Source organism: Pyrobaculum sp. (assembly GCF_049971835.1).
Lineage (GTDB): Archaea > Thermoproteota > Thermoprotei > Thermoproteales > Thermoproteaceae > Pyrobaculum.
Map to the genome: position 1 here is coordinate 1 of NZ_JBMFKV010000377.1, position 1195 is coordinate 1195.

The following is a 1195-nucleotide window of genomic DNA, read 5'->3' on the forward strand; positions in this document are numbered from 1 at the left end:
CTAGAAATCCATATAAATGGTTCAGCGGCGTTGTCTACGTGCTCAACGCCACGAACGGCAATCTGCTTTACAAATTCGCGCCGCCGCCATTAGTGCCCTACTTCAACTACACAAGTATTTGGAAGGGCCTTGCTCTTTCGCCAGACGCGAAGAATCTCGTAGTCGTTACAGATCAAGGCACGATATATGCCCTGGATAACAAGAGATCCGCAGAGCTCGGAATGCCGGTTGTGCTGTGGTCTGCATCTATAATGACGCCAATACCGGCGCAGGCGTTGGTAATACCGCAGAAGGGCAGAAACCACACGTTAATAACATCATACGTATACACCTTCTGCGGGCTAGCCGGCGTAACTCAGGGCAGAGTCGTGGCTTATACGAGCAACACGTACGTCACCTACTGGGCGCCAGGCGCCGAGAGGAGGCCCCTCATTCAACACCCCAACCAGACTAAGATCTTTGTCCTGAATTTGACTAATGGACAGCTCCTCTATAGTAGACAAATTCTTAGCAAGCCTGTGTACGGAAAGGTTATCCCGTTTGCGATAGCTGGCTGTTTTGTCTATGTGCCTATTGGACAGGATTGGGTGGCGGCTGACGCCTCTATGTCTGGCGTCTATGTTTTTGATGTCTGTAGATATAGGGCGGTGGCTAGGTTCATCACTATTCCGCAGTTCGGAGTTCCGCTAGATTTAGACGTACACGGCAATAAGATATACGTACTCGTCGGGTTGATAAACACCGCGCCAAGCGAATTCGCCCCGGCGAACATAATAGGCGAATACCAATTATTGGCGTTTAAAGCCGAATGATAAACGCAACGCTGATAGCAATAGCCCTTCTTTTTCCTGGAAACGCCTCTTACGCGCTCCCCAACAGCTCTCTTATCGGCTTCGCCACTGTGACATCTTATGCAGACTCGCCGCTTAGTTGCGCGCTGTCGCTGTCGACATACGGCTGTTCCGCGACGCCCAGCGAGAGCTTATTTAAGCTTTACGCAAAGGGGGACAGCAGAACGTTTGTATTTAACTTAACGCTGGGGAGCGGTTCTTGTAGACTCATAGCAAAAGCGACGTGCGGCGGGGCAACAGCAACGGCGGAGAGGGTCATCACTCCAAGGGTTGCGCGCGCAGAGGTTGAGCTCATAGCGCCTTCCACCCTCACGTGCCATTTCGACCCGAAGTACCAGCCCTAC

Annotated in this window: 2 protein-coding genes; both read left to right on the plus strand. The window is 51.9% G+C overall.

Annotated features, from left to right (window positions below; translation table 11 throughout):
• Window positions 1-812 (plus strand): hypothetical protein (locus ACP5J3_RS14790; protein ID WP_428496376.1); only part of this gene is annotated, 812 nt, incomplete at its 5' end.
• Window positions 809-1195: hypothetical protein (locus tag ACP5J3_RS14795; RefSeq protein WP_428496377.1), on the plus strand; the 387-nt coding region annotated here is incomplete at its 3' end. The genes ACP5J3_RS14790 and ACP5J3_RS14795, both read left to right, overlap by 4 nt.